This window comes from Streptomyces sp. NPDC096310, from assembly GCF_044763125.1.
Lineage (GTDB): Bacteria > Actinomycetota > Actinomycetes > Streptomycetales > Streptomycetaceae > Streptomyces.
Genome location: NZ_JBIWFO010000011.1, coordinates 61323 through 80657, shown reverse-complemented (window position 1 = coordinate 80657; position 19335 = coordinate 61323). Strand labels below are relative to the sequence as shown.

General features: G+C 71.5%; 13 protein-coding genes. 6 read left to right on the top strand and 7 right to left on the bottom strand.

Annotated elements, in window-relative coordinates; translation table 11 throughout:
• Window positions 1-81: 81 nt before the first annotated feature.
• The gene (locus tag ACIQ7D_RS21520; RefSeq protein ID WP_403939831.1) at window positions 82-555 is read right to left on the bottom strand and encodes a tetratricopeptide repeat protein; all 474 of its coding nucleotides are present in this window, start codon (window positions 553-555) and stop codon (window positions 82-84) included.
• A 388-nt stretch (window positions 556-943) separates the two neighbouring features.
• Here ACIQ7D_RS21520 and ACIQ7D_RS21515 point away from each other — a divergent pair, with 388 nt between their 5' ends.
• Both ACIQ7D_RS21515 and ACIQ7D_RS21510 read left to right on the top strand, forming a co-directional pair.
• Complete coding sequence (locus ACIQ7D_RS21515) at window positions 944-2023, top strand: cellulose binding domain-containing protein (protein ID WP_403939829.1); 1080 nt, start codon at window positions 944-946, stop codon at window positions 2021-2023.
• A 106-nt stretch (window positions 2024-2129) separates the two neighbouring features.
• Window positions 2130-3797 (top strand): cellulase family glycosylhydrolase, encoded by a 1668-nt coding sequence (locus tag ACIQ7D_RS21510; RefSeq protein WP_403939827.1) that lies wholly within the window; start codon window positions 2130-2132, stop codon window positions 3795-3797.
• Here the strand turns inward: ACIQ7D_RS21510 and ACIQ7D_RS21505 are convergent.
• Complete coding sequence (locus ACIQ7D_RS21505) at window positions 3729-5228, bottom strand: acyltransferase (protein ID WP_403939824.1); 1500 nt, start codon at window positions 5226-5228, stop codon at window positions 3729-3731. The two genes, ACIQ7D_RS21510 and ACIQ7D_RS21505, sit on opposite strands and share 69 nt — an antisense overlap.
• Before the next feature lie 218 nt (window positions 5229-5446).
• Complete coding sequence (locus tag ACIQ7D_RS21500) at window positions 5447-8797, bottom strand: S8 family peptidase (RefSeq protein ID WP_403939822.1); 3351 nt, start codon at window positions 8795-8797, stop codon at window positions 5447-5449.
• A 320-nt stretch (window positions 8798-9117) separates the two neighbouring features.
• Between ACIQ7D_RS21500 and ACIQ7D_RS21495 the strand changes: the two genes are divergently transcribed.
• Window positions 9118-10947 carry a hypothetical protein gene (locus tag ACIQ7D_RS21495; protein ID WP_403939820.1) on the top strand — a complete coding sequence of 610 codons (1830 nt, stop codon included), beginning with the start codon at window positions 9118-9120 and terminating at the stop codon, window positions 10945-10947.
• A 94-nt stretch (window positions 10948-11041) separates the two neighbouring features.
• Here ACIQ7D_RS21495 and ACIQ7D_RS21490 read toward each other — a convergent pair whose 3' ends face one another.
• Both ACIQ7D_RS21490 and ACIQ7D_RS21485 read right to left on the bottom strand, forming a co-directional pair.
• Window positions 11042-11440, bottom strand: coding sequence for a RidA family protein (locus ACIQ7D_RS21490; RefSeq protein WP_403939818.1), 399 nt, complete (start codon window positions 11438-11440; stop codon window positions 11042-11044).
• On the bottom strand, window positions 11437-12624 hold the full coding sequence (locus tag ACIQ7D_RS21485; RefSeq protein ID WP_403939816.1) for an acyl-CoA dehydrogenase family protein: 1188 nt from the start codon (window positions 12622-12624) through the stop codon (window positions 11437-11439). The genes ACIQ7D_RS21490 and ACIQ7D_RS21485 overlap by 4 nt, the downstream gene beginning before the upstream one ends.
• A gap of 98 nt (window positions 12625-12722) precedes the next feature.
• Here ACIQ7D_RS21485 and ACIQ7D_RS21480 point away from each other — a divergent pair, with 98 nt between their 5' ends.
• Together ACIQ7D_RS21480 and ACIQ7D_RS21475 are read left to right on the top strand one after the other, a co-directional pair.
• On the top strand, window positions 12723-14399 hold the full coding sequence (locus tag ACIQ7D_RS21480; RefSeq protein ID WP_403939813.1) for an AMP-binding protein: 1677 nt from the start codon (window positions 12723-12725) through the stop codon (window positions 14397-14399).
• A gap of 4 nt (window positions 14400-14403) precedes the next feature.
• Window positions 14404-15240 (top strand): PaaX family transcriptional regulator C-terminal domain-containing protein, encoded by an 837-nt coding sequence (locus ACIQ7D_RS21475; RefSeq protein WP_403939811.1) that lies wholly within the window; start codon window positions 14404-14406, stop codon window positions 15238-15240.
• Here ACIQ7D_RS21475 and ACIQ7D_RS21470 read toward each other — a convergent pair.
• Window positions 15227-17497 carry a bifunctional salicylyl-CoA 5-hydroxylase/oxidoreductase gene (locus tag ACIQ7D_RS21470; protein ID WP_403939810.1) on the bottom strand — a complete coding sequence of 757 codons (2271 nt, stop codon included), beginning with the start codon at window positions 17495-17497 and terminating at the stop codon, window positions 15227-15229. The two genes, ACIQ7D_RS21475 and ACIQ7D_RS21470, sit on opposite strands and share 14 nt — an antisense overlap.
• A gap of 219 nt (window positions 17498-17716) precedes the next feature.
• On the bottom strand, window positions 17717-18547 hold the full coding sequence (locus ACIQ7D_RS21465; protein ID WP_403939808.1) for an enoyl-CoA hydratase family protein: 831 nt from the start codon (window positions 18545-18547) through the stop codon (window positions 17717-17719).
• Between the two features lie 319 nt (window positions 18548-18866).
• On the opposite strand from ACIQ7D_RS21465, the gene ACIQ7D_RS21460 reads away from it, so the two are divergent.
• The gene (locus ACIQ7D_RS21460; protein ID WP_403939806.1) at window positions 18867-19277 is read left to right on the top strand and encodes an ATP-binding protein; all 411 of its coding nucleotides are present in this window, start codon (window positions 18867-18869) and stop codon (window positions 19275-19277) included.
• Window positions 19278-19335: the final 58 nt, after the last annotated feature.

Sequence of the window (19335 nt, the reverse complement as noted above, 5' to 3'; positions counted from 1 at the left end):
GGCACCATCTACCTGGTCAACGGGTCTGGCGGCGTGTCGCGTACGTGGGCAGCGGACAGCGCGGTGGCCGGGCCGCCACGCTCACTTTGCGGGGCGCCGACCGCTCCCGCCGAGGTCACCAGCTCCGCCATCGGCGTCCAGATCACCGGAGAAGGCCGCCGCCATGCGCAGCCATGTGGCCGCCTCCTCGGTGCGGCCCTGGCGTTCGAGTGTGCGCCCGAGCATCAGGTGGGCATAGTGCTCGACCGGGTCCCGCTCGACGATCTCGCGCAACTCCTCCTCCGCGCGGCCCAGTTGCGCCGAGTGGTAGTAGGCGCGCGCCAGCAGCAGTCGCGGGGCGGTCTGTTCGGGGGCCTCGTCGACCACGGCGGTGAGCAGTTCGGCGGCCTTGGCGTAGCTCTTGGCCTCGAACAGCAACTGGGCGCGTTCCCAGCGCTCGATCGTCGTCTCCTCGTGAGGTACGCCGGCGCCGTTGTCGAAGAGGTGCAGGGCGCTCGCCCAGCGGTCGGCGGAGGGCTCTCCGTCCGGCCCGTACGTCAGGGAGGTGTCACTCACGGAAGACTCCTTGCGCAGCTGTGCGGACCGGTGCCGACCGCCGAGACCAGGACGTCCCGCCACGAGGCGCCCACGGCGGCGGGGCTGCCCCGGGACGCGGCGCGGATACGGCGGACGGCTTCATCATGACCCCAGCCTACGGAGGGTTCCGTGCGATGCGCACCGGACGGGGGTGCGCGGCGCCGGGGTCCGGCGCGGCGGGGGAATGCCGGGCCCGGGGCGGCCACGCGTGCCGTAACCCTTGACATGCCTTCGCCAACGGTGCATTGATGTGCCCAGGCCCCCGAAGGTGACGCGGACCACTCCGGCCGCGAGTGGGAGCGCTCCCATCATCGCTTCGACGGGCCGCCGTCCTCTTACTCCGCATGCACGGGAAGGGACCTTGGATATGCGGAACAGCACAGCTCCACGGGCGCTCCTGGCCGTTCTCGCACTCACCGTCGCCCTGCTCACCGCGCTGGTCGCGCACCCGGGCACCACCGCCTCGGCGGCGGCCGATCCCGTACGGATCATGCCGCTCGGCGATTCGATCACCGGGTCTCCCGGCTGCTGGCGGTCCGTGCTCTGGAACCGTCTTCAGGATTCCGGTTACTCCTCGATCGACTTCGTCGGCACGCTCGGTCCGCAGGGGTGCGGGCAGCCGCACGACGGGGACAACGAGGGGCACGGCGGCTTCCTCGCGACCAATGTGGCCGCGCAGAACCAGCTTCCCGGCTGGCTCGACGCGACCGACCCGGACATCGTTGTCATGCACTTCGGTACCAACGACGTGTGGAGCGACATCGCGCCCGACCGGATCCTGGCCGCGTTCGACACGCTCGTCGGGCAGATGCGGGCCGCCAACCCCGACATGAAGATCCTCGTCGCGCAGCTCATCCCGATGAATCCGAGTTCCTGCGCCCAGTGCGCCCAGCGCGTGGTCGATCTCAACAGCCGTATCCCCGCCTGGGCCGCCGGGCGGACCACCACGCGTTCGCCGGTGATCGTCGTGGACCAGTGGACCGGTTTCAGCACCGCTGCCGACACCAATGACGGCGTCCACCCCAACAGCTCCGGCGACAACAAGATCGCCGGCCGCTGGTATCCGGCGCTGACCCCGCTGCTGACCCCCGGCACGCCGACGCCGACGCCCACTCCGACCCCGAGCGATCCGGGCGGCGCCGGATGCGGTGCGTCGCTCAAGGTCGTCTCCTCCTGGCAGGGCGGCTATCAGGCCGAGGTGACCGTGGCGAACAACGGCCCCTCCGTGCTGCGCGGTTGGTCCGTCGGGCTGACGCTGCCGGGCGGCGAGACGATCACCCAGATCTGGAACGGCGCGCTGACCGCGGCGTCCGGCGGCGCGACGGTCGGCAACGTGTCCTGGAACGGCGCGCTCGCCTCCGGTGCCTCCACGGCCTTCGGCTTCATCGCCGACCGACCGGGGACCGCCACACCCGCCGCGCAGGTCACCGGCTGCACCGCCGACTGAGGCGCCCCGCCCGCGAGACACCCGTTTCCGCCACGACCGACGCCGCACCGAGCAGACGTGTCAGAGCCGCGCACCCCCGCACCGTCCATGGATCCAGGAGACCCGTATGCGTCCACGCCCCATGCACCCGCGACCACCCACCCGAACCTCCCGGGCCACGCTCCTCGGCCTGCTGCTCTCCGTTCTCTCGCTCCTCGCTCTCGGTACGACCGCCCCGCCCGCCCAGGCGGCCGTCCGCGCCACCGGTCTGCACATCAGCGGCGGTCGGCTGCTGGAGGGCAACGGCAACGACTTCGTGATGCGGGGCGTCAACCACGCCCACACCTGGTACGCGGGCCGGACCACGTCCGCGCTGAGCGACATCAAGCGGCTCGGCGCCAACACCGTCCGGGTGGTGCTCAGCACCGGCGACCAGTGGACCAGGAACGATGCCACCGATGTGGCGAACATCGTCGCGCAGTGCAAGCAGAACAAGCTGATCTGTGTGCTGGAGGCCCATGACACCACCGGTTACGGCGAGCAGAGCGCCGCGGTCTCCCTCTCCCGCGCCGCCGACTACTGGATCAGTGTCCAGAGCGCGCTGACCGGCCAGGAGAACTACGTCATCGTCAACATCGGCAACGAGCCCTATGGGAACACCAATTACGCGGGGTGGACGGCCGACACCAAAGCGGCGATCCAGCGGCTGCGGAGCGCCGGTTTCGATCACACCCTGATGGTCGACGCGCCGAACTGGGGCCAGGACTGGTCCTTCACCATGCGGGACAACGCGGCCTCGGTCTTCGCCGCCGACCCCGACCGCAACACCATGTTCTCGATCCACATGTACGGCGTCTTCGACACGGCGGCCGAGGTCTCCTCGTATCTCAACAGCTTCGTCGGCGCCGGACTGCCCATCCTGGTCGGCGAGTTCGGGCAACTGCACTCCGACGGCGACCCGGACGAGGACGCCATCATGGCCACCACACAGTCGCTCGGCCTCGGCTATCTCGGCTGGTCGTGGAGTGGCAACAGCGGTGGTGTGGAGTATCTCGACATGGCGACCGGCTTCGACCCGAACGCGCTGAGCGCGTGGGGCCAGCGCATCTTCCGGGGTGCCAACGGGATCGCCGCCACCGCCAAGCAGGCGACGGTGTACGGCATTTCGTCCGGCGACACCACGGCGCCGACCACCCCGGGGACCCCGACCGCGGCGAACGTCACCGCCTCCTCGGCCACCCTGTCCTGGGCCGCCTCCACGGACGCGGCGGGGGTGACGGCGTACGACGTGGTGCGCGTCAGCGGGACGGCCGAGACGAGCGCCGCGTCCTCCACCACCCCCTCGGCGACCGTCACCGGGCTGTCGGCCGCCACGGCCTACGACTTCGCCGTCTACGCACGGGACGCGGCGGGCAACCGGTCGGCGCGGTCGTCGACCGTACGGGTGACCACCGCGCCGGGCGGCGGGTCGACGGGCTCCTGCGCGGTCGGTTACACGGTCAGCGGTGAGTGGAGCGGTGGGTTCCAGGGGGAGATCGTGATCCGTAACACCGGCGGTTCCACCGTCGACGGCTGGACGCTCGGTTTCACCTTCCCGGGCGGGCAGCGGATCACCAATCTGTGGGGCGGTACGGCATCCCAGAACGGCTCCGCCGTCAGTGTGACCGCCGCCCCCTACACGGCGGTGATCGCGCCGAACGCCACCATCGCCGTGGGGTTCACGGCCTCATGGACGGGGACCAACGGGAAACCCACCGCGTTCACCCTGAACGGCTCCGCCTGCACGGTGAGTTGACTCTCGCCTCGATGGGGGCTGCCGGCCCGCGGCCTCGACCAGCAGCCAGCCGACGGCCGTCATGGCCACGGCGACCGGAGCGGTGACCGGGACGGCGACGAGCACCGCGGAGTGCCCCTCCAGCAGCCCGGCGAAGCCGACGATCGACAGCCCGAGCACACCGAAGAGGGTGAGTGTGACACCGAGGGCCGCGCCCGGACCGCCCCACCGGACGGTCCGGGCGCGGTCCTCGGTGGTACGGACGGGCTCCGCGGTGTTACGGGCAGGGTCCTCGGTGGTACGGGCGGCGGCCTCGGCCGTACCGGGGGAAGCCGGGCCCGGCGGGCGTTCCGCGGCGCGGAAGACGGCGACCAGCAGTGCGGTGAGTCCGGCCGCCGCCGCCAGCCGGACCGGGGCCTGGGCCCACCAGGTCCCGGTCCCCGGCGCCGGGAAGGGCGCGCCGAGACCGAGGGCGAGCGCGTACACGCCGAGCATCGCCGTGAGGTGCCAGAGGAAGGCGGTCATCGCGACGCCGTTGGCGGCGACGACGCCACGCCACACACCAGGGCGGGCCAGCAACCGGGCGGCGGGGGTACGGAGCAGTTCGACGGCGCCGACCAGCCAGATGCCGTGGCAGAGCAGTGCGAACGTCGGCGGGGCCATGTTGCTGATCTTCTCGCCCGGCATGCCCACCATGGAGAGCGGATACGGTCCGAACGCGACCAGCGCGGAGGCGGCGGCCAGCCCGGTCGCGGCCAGCGCGGCCGGCAGCCGGGGTGTCCGCAGCCGGCCGTCCGCCCGGAGGAAGCCGAGCTGGTGGACGGCGAGCCAGACGAACGCGAAGTTCAGGAAGGGGACATAGGGCACGCCGAGCGCGAAGCGCAGCAGGTCGACGGTGGCGGCGGCGAGGGTGAGCGCGGCGAACGCGGCCCATCCGTAGCGCTCGTGGAGTTTCAGCAGCGGCGGGGTGAGCGCGACCATCGCCAGATAGATCCCGATGAACCAGAGCGGCTGGGCGACCAGCCGGGCCGCGATGTCGGGCAACTGACTTTTCGGAACGAAGAGTTGGAGGGCGAGGGCGGTCGCGCCCCAGACGGCGGTGAACAGCATGACCGGCCGGAGCAGTCGGCGCAGCCGGGCCCGCAGGAAGGCCGCGTACACGTCCTGGCCGTCGAGCCGGCGGTGCAGCGAGCGGTAGGAGAGGGCGTGCGAGAAGCCGCCCACGAAGAAGAACACGGGCATGATCTGGAGCAGCCAGGTCAGGAATTGCAGCGCGGGTTCGACCGCCAGCAGATTGCCGACCCCGGCGCGGCCGTCCTGGCCGACGGTCACGGCCGCCATCAGCCAGTGGCCGAGCACGACCGTGCCCAGTGAGGCCACGCGCAGCAGATCGATGTAGCGGTCCCGCCCGGCGGGTGTCGCGGCGGCGAGGGCACGCGTGGTCAACTCCATGGCGCCAGCCTCCCGGCACGGGAGGCCTGGCGGCACGGGCTCCGTACTCAACTCCGCTGCCAAGGAGTTGAGTACGCGTACTCAGCCGGGGGTCACGGGGCCCGGGTCATCGGGGCGGGAACGGGCCGCGCCCGGGGAACGGTGGACGTTCCCCGGGCGCGGCTCGACGCGTGCTTCCCTTGCGTGCTTTCCCTTGCGTGTTTTCCCTACCTGCGGGCCTACTTGAGGAGGTAGGCCTTCAGGACGGTGGCGTCGTACGTGTTGCCGTTCCTGTCCGTCAGCTTCGCCTTGAAGGAGACCGAGGTGGCCTTCTTCGGGTGGCTCAGCGACAGGCTCTTCCTGCCGTCCTTCGCGGTGGTGACCGGCGCCTTGGTCCACGTGGCGCCGCCGTCGTAGGAGACCTGCACGGAGAGCGACTTGAAGCCCTTCCCGGCGGCGGGGCCCTGGATCGACAGCGGGACGGTGAGCTTCTTACCGGCGGCCGCGGTGCTCGCCAGGTCCAGCTTCGGGGCGAAGCGGACGGTGGAGAGCGGCAGGGTCACGATCGTGTCCGCGGCGGGCTTCTTCGAGGTGAACCCCCAGGCGGCGGTGAGCCGGCTGGTGACGCCCGCGACCTTGGTGGAACGCGAGACGTCCGTGCTGATCACGTAGCGGGAGGACTTCGAGGGCAGCGCGTCGGTGTACTGGCAGAGCGGCCCCTTCACGTCGACGAGCTTCTTGCCGTCGGCGCTGATGACGGTCTGCTGCTTGGTCACCGACGAGGACCCGGAGTGCCCGGCACCGTCGGTGAACACGTCGACGCAGACCTGCATCTCGTTGTTGAGACGCTGGGCGAGGTTGAACTCGTCCACCTTGGGACTGAACACACCGACGTTGTACGTCTTCTCGTACGTCTTCTTCGGCGTGTACGTCCTGGCCGGGTCGGAGCCGAGGTACGCTTCGCCGCCGTCGTCCGTGCGGCCCTCCTGGGTGACGAAGAACTCCCAGGTGACGCCCTTGGGCGCGGTGACATAGGTCTTCGCCGTGCCGGGCAGCGCGATCGGGGCGCCGGCCGTGCCGATGCCGTACGTCGAGGTGGACCAGAAGGGGTTGACGACGCCGTAGCGGCTCTTGGCGGAGGCGCCGATCTTCAGGTTGAGCTGGGCCAGTTCGCTCGTGGCCGCCTTGTGGGTGAAGCCGGTGTACATCGAACCGGTTCGTGCGTAGAGCAGATTGTAGCTGGTGCTGCCCTTCTGCCAGATTCCGCCGATCTGGGCGCCGAACTGCTGCGCGGGCAGTGCCGGGCCGACCTGAGCGGTCCTGATGCCCTTGAAGGAGTCCAGGAAGAAGGTGTAAGCCACGCTGGTGGCAGGGGTGTTCAGGGCGTAGTTGACGGAAGCGCCGCCGATCTTCGCGGACTCCGGGGCGGTGATGGAGACCGGCTTCGCCTCGCGGGCGTCGAAGGTCACCGTCCCGTTCTTGGTGACGGAGTACGTCGGCCGTGTCATCAGCGCCACGTCCGGGTCGCCGCCGCCCGCCTTCGGGGTCTCGACCGGGGCGTCGATCAGGTACGTGCCCTTCGGCAGCCGGACCTTGGTGGGGCCGTTGCCGGGCACGTTCTTCCAGATGACGCCGTCGTGGCCGTAGACGGAAGCCGCCGCCACGGCGGGCTTGCCCTTGGTGTCGATGAACTTCAGGGTGAGGTCGTAGGACTCGACCTCACGGTTCACACCGAAGGAGGTACGGACGCTCTGGCCGCCCTCGGTGGCCTTGGCGACGAGGGCACCGGAGTACATGCCGTCCAGGCTGCCGATCCGGGTGTTCGTGGTGAGACCGACCTTCGCGGTGCCGCCCGCGGGCACGGTGACCCGATCGGCGTCCGCCGTGAAGAAGCCGGCCGGGGCGGGCTTGCCCTTGGGGCCGACGCTCTCCACCGAGAGGGCGAGGGTGACCGGCGCCTTGCCGCTGTTGCGGTAGGTGATCTGCTTGGTCACGGCCTTGTCGTCGGTGTGCGGCCACTGCTGGAGGCCGAAGTTCACCGAGGTCTGCTCGCTGACCACCGTCTGGGTGATCGCCTTGGCCACATCGGCGCGGCCGGTGCCCTGCTGGAACGCGGTCAGGCCGCTGCCGGGCTTCGCGGAGGCGGTCAGCGTCTGCTTGATCCGCTGCCCGCTCCAGTCCGGGTGCTGCTGCGCGAGAAGCGCGGCGGCGCCCGCCACGTGCGGGGTCGCCATCGACGTACCGGACATCGCCACATAGCCGTCGGCGGCGGGGTCGCCGAGCTGGCCCTGGGCGGCCTTCGCGGCGACGATGTCCACGCCGGGGGCGGTGATGTCGGGCTTGAGGGAGCCGTCGGCCGTAGGACCGACGCTGGAGAAGTCCGCGATCGCGTCCTTGCGGTCGACCGCGCCGACGGTGAGCGCGGAGGCCGCGCTGCCGGGCGAGCCGATGGTCTCCGCATCGGGCCCGTCGTTGCCCGCCGCGATGACGAACAGGATGTTCTTCTCGGCGGAGAGCCGGTCGACGGCCGCCTCCAGCGGGTCGACCTCCGCCGTATCGCCGCCGCCGAGGCTGAGGTTGGCCACCTGGGCGCCCTGGTCGGCGGCCCACTGCATGCCGGCGATGATGCCGGAGTCGTCGCCGAAGCCGCTGTCGTCGAGCACCTTGCCGTCGAGGATCCTCGCGCCGGGCGCGACCCCCTTGTACTTCCCGCCGGACTTGGCACCGGACCCGGCGGCGGTCGACGCGACATGCGTGCCATGGCCGACGTGGTCGACGGTGTTGCCCGAACCGGAGAAGTCCTTCTCCGCTATCTCGACGCCCTTGAGGTCCGGGTGCGTCTGGTCGACGCCGGTGTCCAGGACCGCGATCTTCACGCCCTTGCCGTCGTAACCGGCCTTCCAGGCGGTGGGCGCGCCGATCTGCGGGACGCTCTTGTCCAGGCTCGCACGGCGCTTGCCGTCCAGCCACACCCGCTCGATACCGGTCGCCGCCGCACGGTCGGCGCCGCGCCACGTACTGGGGGCCGTGAGCGCGTGCCACACCTCGCCCGAGTCGGTCTTCGGCGCGGTCACCGCCTCGCCCTTGACGGCGGGCAGGTTACGGCGGACCGAGACGTCCGCGGCCGCGATGGCCGACTTCGCCCGCGCCTTGTCCTTCGTGTACGACACGATCAGCGGCAGTGTGGAGCGGTGCGCGTCGTCGTACTTGTTCCTGATGAGCCCCGTGACGTCGAACAGCCGCCGGTCCAGGGTGCCCTGGACGATCAGCGCACTCGCGTCGGACGGTACGACGTAGGTGGCACCGCCGACCCGGTTGACGGTTGTCCGTATGCCCTCGCGCCCCTGCGCGGGCTCGACACGGGTCACCCGGCCCTTGCCGTCCACATGCACCCGGTCCCCGGTGATCAGGGTGACCACGGACGAACCACCCTGCGCCTGCCGGACCTTCGCCTCGAACGTCTGGGTGGCCGCGTCCCCCGCCGTGTTGCCCGCCGTGTCCTGGCCCGCCGCGGCCGCGCCCGTCGTGAGGCCCGCCGTGAGCAGTGCGGCGACCATGGCCGCGCCGGCTCTGCGTGTGCTTCTGTGCAACTCTCCCCCAAAGGTGAAGTAAAGACTCGTCAAACCCCGGTTCGGCCCGGAAGACGGGAGTTGGCACCGCCCGGTTCATTCACCGGGTGCTCGGATCCGAGAATGTTTCCCTCGCGCCGATCCGTACGGGATCACACCGTCCCGGTACCCCCCACGCACCGCCCCGGCCGCTCCCCTGGCTGCTCAGGGCCTATGCCCACCCCGTCATAGGTCTGCACCTGGGCCCTGAACTGGGCCCTCGGACCCTGCCGTTGGGCCCAGGTTCATCTTTAGGCTACCGGCGCTCGGGGGAACGGCGACGGCACGGGTGAGGAGTACGGATGAAGCGCTCCCGAGGGGTGCGCGAGGGGCACACGCGGGGCGGATGTCCGCGACATGCCGCCCGCCGCCCCTATCGCGACAGCGCAGGCCAGACCGGGATCGAGTATCTCGCCCTGCTCGGTGTGGTGGTCCTGCTCATCGGCGGGATATCGGTGGCGGCGGTGTCCCGGGCGGAGAACGAGGGGCTGCGGTACGCCGCGTGCCGCGCCATGAACCCGTGGGGCGGGGCCGAGTCCTGCGCCAGGCCCGATGTCTCCGACGGCAAGGACGACAAGAACGGCGACGGTAAGGACGGGGACGGCGAGGACGACGGCGGCGGGGACGGTAAGGGCGACGATCCGATCGTCCCCGTGGACGATCCCTTCCAGCCCGCCAAGTGCCTGCTCTCCGTGGACCAGACCAAGACCACGGTCGTGGTGCAGATCCTCTTCATCAAGATCAGCAGCTCGGAACAGCTCAAGGTCAGCCAGTGGTCGGACGGCACCGTCACCCTGGAGCGGGTCACCGAGACCGGGGGCGGTGTGACGGCGAGCATCTCGGCGGGGATCCCCGGGCTGAAGGACTGGGGCGGCAGCGCCTCGCTCAGCGGCAGCTACATGAAGAGCAGTGGCGGCGGCGGACAGTGGCTGTTCAACGGGAACAAGAGCGACGATCCGCAGGCCGACCTGGAGGCGAACCTGGAGGACGCCAAGCAGTTCGCCGAATTCCTCAAGGCGGCGGAGAAGTGTCAGAGCCGTCCCGCCGGGGCCCGCTCCGCCGAGCTGGGGATGATATGCAATGCCGGCGCCCAGAAGAAGAGGCCGGACATCGATCCGGAGAAGGCGCCGGATGTCGACATCACCAAGGCCTCCACGGAGGTGTCCGGCGGGGTGAGTTTCGGCAAGTCGTTCGCCAAGGACGACAAGGGGGTCAAGGCCCTCAAGGACACCATCGCCAAGGAGGTCACCAAGAACAACCCGAAGGTCAAGGGGGAGGCGCTGGAGAAACTCATCAAGGAGTCCCAGAGCAAGAGTGTCATCGGTTCGGCCAAGGACACCAAGGAGGTCGGCAATGTCTCCGCCGACGGGCTGGCCGGGGCGATGAGCAACGACGTGGTGGTGATGCGCACCAAGACCGGGCCCGACGCCGGGAAGATCACCTTCATCTACACGTTCTCCCTCAACGGTACGGTCGGTGCGGTCGCGCAGGCCAAGGGCAGCCGGATGCAGCAGATCGCCGTCACGTACGACGCCGCCGCCTACGACCAGGAGGAGGACGACGACCAGCCGCACCACCCGGAGAAGCTGGTCATCACCTCCAGCCAGGAGAGCGGCGACGGTCCCGGCGTCCAGGTCGGCGGCGGTGCCAACGCCGGTCCGGTGACGATCGACGTCGGCGGCGGGGGCGGCACCATCAAGTCGCAGATCCACACCGAGTCGGCCGAGGTCAAGCTCGACAACGACGCCGACAGCCAGGCCGTCGAGGACTGGCTGCGCGGACGCGGTGACGACCCGGCCAGCAAGGCCATCCCCTCCCCCACCTCGGCAGCCGAGCCACTGACGGACGACGCGGGCCCGATCGACCGGCTGCTGCACGACAAGGGAAAGCTGACGCGGCTGGACTACGAGGCCAACACCGACTGGTGGAATGCCTCGCTCGGCATCGGATTCGGCGTCTCCGCCGGGCAGTTCACCCTCGGGTTCAAACTCTTCGGCATCGACATCACGCACGAGGAGCGCAACCAGAAGATCACCGGGAACCCGACGTACGCGACCGGCCCGCAGAGTGGCGGCGGCCGTCCCTGGGTCCCGTTCACCAACTGCACGAAGACCACACCGATCGACTCGTGAGGGTCGGCCGGTGACTTCCCCCCGACCGGGACCGCGCAACGGTTCCGGTCGGGGAGCCGCCGGCGGCTTCCGGTCGGGGAGCCGCCGGCGCGCCTCATGGCAGGACCGCGATGCCGTCCAGTTCCACCAGAGCCTGCTCGTCCCACAGGCGTACGACGCCGATCACCGCCATCGCCGGGTAGTCACGGCCCGCCAGTCCGCGCCAGATCCGGCCGAGTTCGGGCGTGTGTACGCGGTACCGCGCGACATCGGTGGTGTAGACGGTGACCCGGGCCAGATCGCCCGGCGCGCCGCCCGCCGCCGCGAGCGCGGTCAGCAGATTGCCGAGGGCGGTGGCGAACTGCGCGGGCAGGTCCGCGTCGACGATCCTCCCGTCCGGGTCGAGCGCGGTCTGGCCGGCCAGCAGGACGATCCGGCCGCCCGTGGCGACGACGGCGTGCGAGAAGCCGGTGGCGGGCGCGAGGCCCGCGGGGTTGAGGCGTTCCGGGCTCATCCGTACAGCTCCTTGGCGATGATCGTGCGCTGGACCTCGGTGGCGCCCTCGTAGATCCTTGGCGCGCGGACCTCCCGGTAGAGGTGTTCCAGCGGATGGCCGCGCTGGAGGGCGCGGGCGCCGTGGAGCTGGACGGCGGCGTCGACGACGTACTGGGCGGTCTCCGTGGCGTACAGCTTCGCCATGGCCGAGCGCGCGGGCACGTCCGGGGCGCCGGTGTCGTACGCGCAGGCCGCCGCGTACACCAGCAGCCGTGCCGCCTCGGTCCTGGTCGCCATCTCCGCGACCTGGTGCGCGACGCTCTGGAGGTCTTTGAGCGGGCCGCCGAACGCGGTGCGGGTGGCGGTGTGCTCCAGCGTGGCATCCAGGGCCGCCTGCGCCATGCCGACGGCGAACGCGCCGACGCTGGGGCGGAACAGGTTCAGGGTGGTCATCGCGGTACGGAAGCCCCGGCCCACCTCGCCGAGGACGTCCTCGCGGGTCACGGGGACGGCGTCGAAGGCGAGGGCGCCGACGGGGTGCGGGGAGAGCATGTCGATGGGCGATCCGGTCAGCCCCGGGCGGTCGGCGGGGACCAGGAACGCGGTCACGCCCCGGGACCCCCGGCGGGGTCCCGGGGCCCCGTCCGGGCCGCGGCCGGGGGCCGGGTCCGCCGGGGCCGAGCCGTCGGCCGGTGCCGCCGGGCCGGGGGCGGTCCGGGCGAAGACCGTGTAGAAGTCCGCCTCGGGCGCGTTGGAGATCCAGCGCTTCTCCCCGGTCAACCGCCAGCCCCCGCCGTCCGGTTCGGCCCGCAGCGCCAGCGCCGCCGCGTCCGAGCCCGCGCCCGGCTCGCTCAGCGCGAACGCGGCGACCGCGCGCCCCGCGCACACCTCCGGCAGCCAACGGGCGCGCTGTCGCTCCGTACCGGCCAGGACGACGGGGTACGTACCGAGCCCCTGGAGCGCGAGCGCGGTCTCGGCCTCCGTGCATCCCTGGGCGAGGGATTCCCTGAGCAGACAGAGGTCCAGCGCCGAGGAGGTGAACACCTTTTCCAACAGGCCGAGTCGGCCGAGTTCCGCCACAAGGGGCCGGTTCACCCGGCCCGCTTCACCCCGCTCCGCGAGCGGGCGCAACCGGCGCCCGGCCAGGGCGCGCAGCTCCGCGCACCACGCGGTCTGTACCGGATCGAGCGAGAAAACAGGCATCCGGACCCACCTCCAGCACGCCTATGACGCGCCGTTGACTGTCGTCAAGTTCACGATACGCTCGATGGGCGACCCCACACACCGGCAGGGGGCGAACCATGGAGCTGACACCGTCCGCCCACACCGACACCTTTCCCCGCGACCAGCTGCCCCCAGCGGAGCAGTGGCCCCGGCTCCTCCCCCTCCCGCAGGGGGTGCGCGGTCCCGAACGCCTCAACGCGGCGGTCGAGTTGCTGGACCGTACGGCCGAACGGTTCGGCCCGGACCGCCCCGTCTTCCGTACCGCCGCGGGCGAGGTCTGGTCGTACGGCACACTGCGCGGCCATGTCGACCGGATCGCGCGGGTGCTCCAGGAAGACCTGGGAGTGGTGCCCGGCAACCGGGTGCTGCTGCGCGGTCCGACCACCCCCTGGCTGGCGGCCTGCTGGCTCGCGGTGCTCAAGGCGGGCGCGGTGGCCGTGACGGTGCTCGCCCAGCAGCGGGCGCCGGAGCTCGCGGCCATCTGCGAGATCGCCCGGATCCGCCACGCCCTGTGTGACGTACGGTCGTTGGACAGCCTGGCCGGGGCGCGGGTGCCGGGGCTGCGGATCATGGCGTACGGCGGGGCGGCCCCGGACGATCTGCTGTCGCGGGCGCGCGCCAAGCCGGGGCGGTACACGGCGGTGGAGACCGCGGCGGACGATGTGGCGCTGATCGCGTTCACCTCGGGGACGACGGGGCGCCCCAAGGGGTGCACACACTTCCACCGCGATGTTCTGGCGGTGGCGGACACCTTCTCGCGTGAGGTGCTGCGCCCCGAGTCGGGGGATCTCTTCGCGGGCAGCCCGCCGCTCGGTTTCACCTTCGGTCTCGGCGGCCTGGTGATCTTCCCCATGCGGGCGGGCGCGTGCGCTCTGCTGCTCGAACAGGCCCAGCCCAAGGCGCTGTTGGCGGCGATCGGGGAGCACCGGGTGTCGGTCCTGTTCACCGCGCCGACCGCCTACCGGGTGATGCTCGACGCCCTCGACGCGGCCGGGACGGTGCGGGGTGCCGGGGAGCGGCCGTACGACGTGTCCAGTCTGCGGCGGTGTGTCTCGGCCGGGGAGAATCTGCCCGCCACGACCTGGCACGCCTGGCACCGGCGCACCGGGCTGCGGATCATCAACGGCATCGGGGCGACCGAACTGCTCCACATCTTCATCTCGGCGGCGGACGACGCGATCAGACCGGGCACGACGGGGGTGCCGGTGCCCGGGTGGCAGGCGCGTGTGGTGGACCGGGCGGGGACGCCGGTGCCGGACGGGCAGCCGGGGCTGCTGGCCGTACGGGGTCCGGTGGGGTGCCGGTATCTCGCCGATCCGCGCCAGTCGGAGTATGTACGGGACGGCTGGAATCTGACCGGTGACACGTATGTACGCGAGGCCGACGGCTACTTCCGCTATGTCGCCCGCGCCGACGACATGATCATCTCGGCGGGTTACAACATTCCGGGACCACAGGTCGAGGATGCCCTGCTGGCCCATCCCGAGGTGCTGGAGGCGGCGGTCGTCGGCCGCCCGGACGAGCTGCGCGGCGAGATCGTCGCCGCGTATGTCGTACTGCGGGACGGGGCGGCGCGCGACGAGCAAACGACGGCGGCGCTGCGGGAGTTCGTCACGGCGAGGCTGGTGCCGTACAAGTGCCCGCGCGTCTTCGTCTTCCTGGACGCGCTCCCCCGTACCGCCACCGGCAAACTCCAGCGCTACCGGTTGCGCACCCCGGGGCCGGTCGCGCCGCCGGCCCCTGGCCTAAAGTGATCACGTGGCCGACCAGCACACCCCCCGATCCCTGATCATCACCCTGTACGGCGCGTACGGCCGGGCGCCGGACGACGCGCCGCTCCCCGTCGCGGAGCTGATCCGGCTCCTGGACGCCGTCGGGGTGGACGCGCCTTCGGCGCGCTCGGCGGTCTCCCGGCTCAAGCGGCGCGGGCTGCTGGTCCCGGAGCGTACGGCGACGGGCGCGGCCGGCTATGTGCTGTCGGGCGAGGCGCGCCAGCTCCTCGACGACGGGGACCGCAGGATCTACGCCCATCCCGCGCCGCTGCTCGCCGACGGCTGGGTGCTCGCGGTCTTCACCGTCCCCGAGGCGGAGCGCCACAAGCGTCATCTGCTCCGCTCCCGGCTGGGCCGGCTCGGCTTCGGGACGGCCGCGCCGGGCGTCTGGATCGCCCCCGGCCGGCTCCACGAGGAGACGCGCCATACTCTCGAACGGCTCCAACTCAACCCGTATGTCGCCCTGTTCACCGGCCAGCATCAGGGTTTCGAGGCGACGGCGGAGGCCGTGGCGCGCTGGTGGGACCTGACGGCGATCGCCGGACTGCACAGCGAATTCCTCGCGGTGCACGAGCCGGTGCTGCGCCGTTGGGAGGGCCGGGCCGCCGGGGCGGCCGGGGACGCGCCGCGGGCCGCCTACCGGGACTATCTGCTGGCCCTGGACTCCTGGCGGCGGCTGCCGTACGCGGACCCGGGCCTGCCGGCCGAACTGCTGCCGGGGAACTGGCCGGGAGAGCGTTCCGCGGCGGTCTTCGCCGGGCTGCACACGCGGCTGCGGGACGCGGGGCTCGCGTTCGTACGGCCTCCGGTCAGCGCGGGGTGAGACGCGGCCTCGGAGTGTCGGTGCGGCCGGCCGGGGGCGGACGGCTGCCCGCGAGGTACGGAACCGGCCAGGGCGCCCCGGGGCCCGCGTACCCCTGGGCGGCCGCCGCGTGCAGGGTCCACTGCGGGTCGTGGAGATGCGGCCGGCCGAGGGCGCACAGGTCCGTACGGCCCGCCAGCAGAAGTGAGTTGACGTCGTCCCAGGAGGAGATCGCGCCGACCGCAAGCACCGGGACGTTCAGGGTGTTACGGATCAGGTCGGCGTACGGGGTCTGGTACGAGCGGCCGAACTCCGGGCGTTCGTCCGCGACGACCTGACCGGTCGAGACGTCGATCGCGTCGGCGCCGTGCGCGGTGAAGGCGCGGGCGATCTCGACGGCCTCCTCGGCGGTGGTGCCGCCGGGTGCCCAGTCGGTGGCGGAGATACGGACCGTCATGGGGAGTTGATCGGGCCAGTCCGCGCGGATCGCGTCGAAGACTTCGAGAGGGAACCGCAGCCGGCCCTCCAGCGAGCCACCGTAGGCGTCGGTCCGCCGGTTGGTCAGCGGGGAGAGAAAACCGGAGAGCAAGTAGCCGTGGGCGCAGTGGAGTTCGAGCAGGTCGAAGCCGCTGCGCCGGGCCCGCCGGGCGGCCGAGGCGAACTGTTCACGCACCGTGTCGAGTTGGCGGATGCTCAACTCCTTGGGGAGCTGGCTGACACCGGGTCGGTACGGCAGCGCTGAGGCGGCCCACACCTGCCAGTTGCCCGTCGCCAGCGGTTCGTCCATGCCCTCCCACATCCGCCGGGTGGAGCCCTTGCGGCCCGAGTGGCCGAGCTGGATACCGATGGCGGTGCCCGGCGAGGACTCATGGACGAAGTCGGTGACGCGGCGCCAGCAGTCGCCCTGTTCCCTGGTGTAGATCCCGGTGCATCCCGGGGTGATCCGGCCTACGGGGCTGACGCACACCATCTCGGTCATGACGAGGCCCGCGCCGCCGAGCGCCCGGGCGCCGAGATGGACGAGATGGAAGTCACCGGGCATCCCGTCGCGTGCCGCGTACATGTCCATGGGCGAGACGACGATCCGGTTGCGCAGGGTCAGTCCGCGCAGCCGGAAGGGGGTGAACATGGGCGGGGTGCCGGGTGGGCAGCCGAAGTCCCGCTCCACCTCCCGGGTGAAGCCGGGGTCGCGCAGCCGCAGATTGTCATGGGTGACCCGGCGGCTGCGGGTGAGCAGCCCGAAGGCGAACCGGTGGGGCGGCTGGCCGGTGTAGGTGGCCAGCTCCTCGAACCAGCGCAGGCTGGCCGCCGCCGCGCGCTGGGTGGACTCGACGACGGGGCGCCGTTCGCTCTCGTACGCGGCGAGCGCGGCCGGCAGGTCGGGCTGCTCCTCTACCGCGGCGGCGAGCGCGAGAGCGTCCTCGACGGCGAGCTTGGTGCCGGAGCCGATGGAGAAGTGGGCGGTGTGCGCGGCGTCGCCGATCAGCACCGTACGGCCGTTGCTCCAACGGGCGTTGACGACGGTACGGAACGCGGTCCAGGCGGAGGCGTGGGAGCGCAGCGGGCGTCCACCGAGGGCGTCGGCGAAGATCTTGCCGCACCGTTCGGTGGACTGCCGCTCGTCGAGTCCGGCGAAGCCGGCGGCCCGCCAGACCTCTTCGCGCATCTCGACGATGACGGTGCTGCGGTGCGGGGAGTACGGGTATCCGTGGAGCTGCATTACTCCGTGCGGGGTCTCGGCGGTCTCGAAGCGGAACGCGTCGAAGGCGAAGTCGGCGGCGAGCCAGACGTAGCGGCAGCGGTGGGTGGTGACGGTGGGGGCGAAGACATCGGCGTGGGTCTCGCGGGTGCGGCTGTGCACCCCGTCCGCGGCGATCACCAGGTCGTGGGTCGCGGCCAGTTGAGCGGCGGGCGGTGCCTCCGTGCGGAAGAGGAGGCGTACGCCGAGCGACGCGCAGCGTTCGTGCAGGATCTCCAGCAGCCGTCGCCGGCCGAGCGCGGCGAAGCCGTGGCCGTGCGAGGTGAGCGTACGGCCGCGGTGCACGATGTCGATGGCGTCCCAGCGGACGAACTCGGCCTGGAGCGCCCGGTGGACGACGGGGTCGGCGTCCTCGATCCCGCCCAGGGTCTCGTCGGAGAGGACGACGCCGAAGCCGAAGGTGTCGTCGGGGGCGCTCCGTTCCCAGACGGTGATCTCGCGGGTGGGGTCGAGCCGTTTGAGGAGGGCCGCCGCGTAGAGGCCGCCGGGCCCGCCACCTATGACGGCGACACGCGCCACACTCCGGGCGCCGACACGTGTGCCGCCGCTCCATGTGCCGTCGTTCGGTGTGCGATCAGTCGGTGTGCCGCCGCTCTGTGTGTCCCCGCTCTGTGTGTCCCCGCTCTGTGTGCCGTCGCCCTGTGTGCCGTCGCTCGGTGTGCCGTTGTTCCCTCCCGGTGTCGGCCGCGGCCTTCCGGGGTCCGTTCCGTCCTCCATGGCCGGCTCTCCCCTCCCTGGTCAGCGCCCCTGCCACCGCGGGGGCCGCTTCTCGGTGAACGCGGCGTGGAATTCGGCGTAGTCCTCGCCGTGCATCAGTAACGCCTGGGTGGCGGCGTCGAGTTCGACAGCCGCCGCGAGCGGCATGTCCAGTTCGGCGGTGAGTAGCGCCTTGGTCTGCGCGTACGCCAGCGCGGGGCCCGAGGCGAGCCGTCCCGCCAGCGCGGCGGCGCGCGCGTCGGCCTGCCCCTCGTCGGTCAACTCGCTGATCAGACCGATGCGTTCGGCCTCGGGGGCGCGGACGGGTTCGCCAAGCATCAGCAGCCGGGTCGCGTGGCCGAGGCCGACGACGCGGGGCAGCAGATAGGCCGCGCCCATGTCACCGCCGGAGAGGCCGACCCGGGTGAAGAGGAAGGCGAAACGGGCCGTGGGGTCCGCGATCCGGAAGTCGGCGGCGAGCGCGAGGACGGCGCCCGCGCCGGCCGCCACCCCGTGCACGGCGGCGATCACCGGAAAGGGGCACATACGGATCGCCTGGACCACCTGCCCGGTCATCCGGTTGAAGTCGAGAAGCCGGGCGGTGTCCATGTCGAGCGTCGCACCGATGATCTCGTCGACATCGCCGCCCGAGCAGAAGCCGCGTCCCTCGCCGGCCAGCACGAGGGCCCGTACGGAACGTTCCCGGGACAGTTCGGCGAGCAGGTCGCGCAGATCCGCGTAGGCGCCGAAGGTCAGCGCGTTCAGCTTGGCGGGGCGGGCGAGGGTGATGGTGGCGACCCCGTAGTCACCGCGCGTGAGCCGTATGTGGCGCCACTCCTGGGTACGGGGCGCGGAACCGGAGAACGGGCTCATATGGAGCGGCCTCCCTCGGCGGGCGCGGTGGGCGCGCGGTGGCGGGCCACCACCGATGTACGGACCCCGTCACAGCCTCGCCACTGAACGGTATCACTCGTACGTGACTGCCGTCACGAGTGCGCGATAGACCTGTGACGTGACCGCGACATGCCTCACGTAGGCTGCCAAAGGTCCCGGTCGACACAGGACATAGGTCCCCAAGTCCGGCAGGCCGGCGCCCCTTGTTAACCTGCTCACGCTCCGTATGGTTGAACGCGATAGCAAATACCCTCGTCCCCCACCACGGCCGCCACCGTGACCCGATCGGACCGACCCCATGCCAGAAGCCGCCGGCTCCTCTCCCTGGAGAGTCACGCTGCCGCACAGCGTCGAAGCTGTGCCGCTCGCGCGCGCCCTGGTCCGTTCCGCGCTGGCACACCTGGCCGAGCCCACCCACAGCGACACGGCGGAGCTGCTGACGGCGGAACTGGTCGCCAACGCGATCCAGCACACCGACGGCGACGAGCCCATCGAGCTGGTCGTGGAGCTGCTGCCGACCGGCTGTCAGGTCGAGGTGCACGACTGCGACCCGGCCCCGCCGGGCAATCTGACCCGCCCCGGGTCCATGCCGGACCCCTGGCAGGAGGACGGCCGCGGTCTGCTGCTGATCAGTACGCTCAGCGCGGCCTGCGGCCATCGCGCCACGGACCAGGGCAAGGCGGTCTGGTTCACCCTGCCCGCCGTGTGACCGGCGAGCCGGCCGCGCCGCCCGGGCCGCGAACCTGCCCTCGGACCTCGTCCTCGGA

Bases quoted from the DNA above. Each gene is read 5' to 3' on its own strand.
- ACIQ7D_RS21460 (WP_403939806.1), top strand. From the start codon at position 18,867: ATGCCAGAAGCCGCCGGCTCCTCTCCCTGGAGAGTCACGCTGCCGCAC.
- ACIQ7D_RS21510 (WP_403939827.1), top strand. From the start codon at position 2,130: ATGCGTCCACGCCCCATGCACCCGCGACCACCCACCCGAACCTCCCGG.
- ACIQ7D_RS21480 (WP_403939813.1), top strand. From the start codon at position 12,723: ATGGAGCTGACACCGTCCGCCCACACCGACACCTTTCCCCGCGACCAG.
- ACIQ7D_RS21485 (WP_403939816.1), bottom strand. From the start codon at position 12,624: ATGCCTGTTTTCTCGCTCGATCCGGTACAGACCGCGTGGTGCGCGGAG.
- ACIQ7D_RS21515 (WP_403939829.1), top strand. From the start codon at position 944: ATGCGGAACAGCACAGCTCCACGGGCGCTCCTGGCCGTTCTCGCACTC.
- ACIQ7D_RS21465 (WP_403939808.1), bottom strand. From the start codon at position 18,547: ATGAGCCCGTTCTCCGGTTCCGCGCCCCGTACCCAGGAGTGGCGCCAC.
- ACIQ7D_RS21495 (WP_403939820.1), top strand. From the start codon at position 9,118: ATGAAGCGCTCCCGAGGGGTGCGCGAGGGGCACACGCGGGGCGGATGT.
- ACIQ7D_RS21505 (WP_403939824.1), bottom strand. From the start codon at position 5,228: ATGGAGTTGACCACGCGTGCCCTCGCCGCCGCGACACCCGCCGGGCGG.
- ACIQ7D_RS21490 (WP_403939818.1), bottom strand. From the start codon at position 11,440: ATGAGCCCGGAACGCCTCAACCCCGCGGGCCTCGCGCCCGCCACCGGC.